This window comes from Streptomyces sp. SID5910, assembly GCF_009862125.1.
Taxonomy (GTDB): domain Bacteria; phylum Actinomycetota; class Actinomycetes; order Streptomycetales; family Streptomycetaceae; genus Streptomyces.
The window spans coordinates 1-1366 of the sequence record NZ_WWHX01000987.1 but is presented as its reverse complement, the minus strand read 5'-3'; the positions used below and the strand labels follow the sequence as shown (position 1 = coordinate 1366).

2 protein-coding genes are annotated in these 1366 nt (G+C 77.7%); both read left to right on the top strand.

All coding sequences use genetic code 11. The features are described from left to right. Nucleotides 1-1053: sensor histidine kinase (locus GTW67_RS35135; RefSeq protein ID WP_161168766.1), on the top strand; the 1053-nt coding region annotated here is incomplete at its 5' end. Then, nucleotides 1050-1366 (top strand): response regulator (locus tag GTW67_RS35130; RefSeq protein ID WP_161168765.1); only part of this gene is annotated, 317 nt, incomplete at its 3' end. The genes GTW67_RS35135 and GTW67_RS35130, both read left to right, overlap by 4 nt.

Genomic DNA, 1366 nt, shown 5'->3' with positions numbered 1-1366 from the left:
GCCGTGGGCCCCGCCCTCCCGGCGGTCAGCGCCTCCCGCCGCGCGGCGGCCCTGTGGCTGGCGGCCGTCGGCGCGGTGTGGCTCGTACTGCTGGCCCTGACGGCGGAGGCGGTGTGGCTGGCGTTCCCGCTCTACTTCGTCCAGCTCCATCTGCTGCCGCGCCGGGCCGGGCTGGGCGCGGTACTCGGCACGGCGGTCGCGGCGATCACCGCCTTCTGCGTGCACGCGGGCGCGTTCACCGCCGCCACCGCGATCGGCCCGGCCCTCGGTGCGGCCGTCGCCGTGGCGGTGGTGTGGGGCTACCAGGCGCTGTACCGGGAGAGCGAGCAGCGCCGCCGGCTGATCGAGGAGCTGACCGCCACCCGTGCGGACCTGGCCGACGCCCAGCGTGCCGCGGGGGTCCTGGAGGAACGCGAGCGGCTGGCGCGGGAGATCCACGACACGCTCGCCCAGGGGCTGTCGAGCATCCAGTTGCTGCTGCGGGCCGCCGAGCGGGCCCTGCCCGGCCGGCCGGAGCCCGCCGTCACCTATGTGGGCCAGGCCCGGCAGGCCGCGGTGGACAATCTCGCCGAGGCCCGGCGTTTCGTCGCCGCCCTCTCCCCGCCGGCGCTGGACGACACTCCGCTGGCCGGCGCGCTGGAGCGGCTGTGCGCCACCACCGCCGACCGGCACCGGCTCGACGTGCGATTCCGCCTCGCCGGCCCGCCCCGCCCGCTGCCGACGGCGCGGGAGGTCGCGCTGCTGCGCGTCGCCCAGTCGGGGCTGGCCAACACGGTGGGGCACGCCCGGGCCGACACGGCCGAGGTCACCCTGTCCTATCTCGGCGACGCGGTCGTCCTCGGTGTCGTGGACGACGGCGTCGGCTTCGACCCGGCGGCCGTGCGAGTGCCCGGCGCGGACGGTGCCGGCGGGTTCGGGCTGGCCGCCATGCGGGCCCGCGTGGACGCCGTCGGCGGCACGCTCACCGTCGAGTCCGCCCCCGGACGGGGCACCGCGCTGTCCGCCCGGCTCCCCCTCACCCCCACCGACGACGACCCGGAGGACCGGCCGTGACCGAGACCGCCCCGACGCCCATCCGGCTGCTGCTCGCCGACGACCACCCCGTGGTCCGGGCGGGGCTGCGCGCGGTGCTGGAGACCGAGGAGGGCATCACCGTCGTCGCGGAGGCGGCGACGGCGGAGGAGGCCGTCGTGCGGGCCGGGCTCGGTGACGTGGACGTCGTGCTGATGGACCTCCAGTTCGGCAAGGGCATGAACGGCGCCGAGGCCACGGCCGCCATCACCGCCCGCCCGGGCGCGCCGCGGGTCCTGGTCGTCACGACGTACGACACCGACGCCGACACGCTGCCCGCCATCGAGGCCGGCGC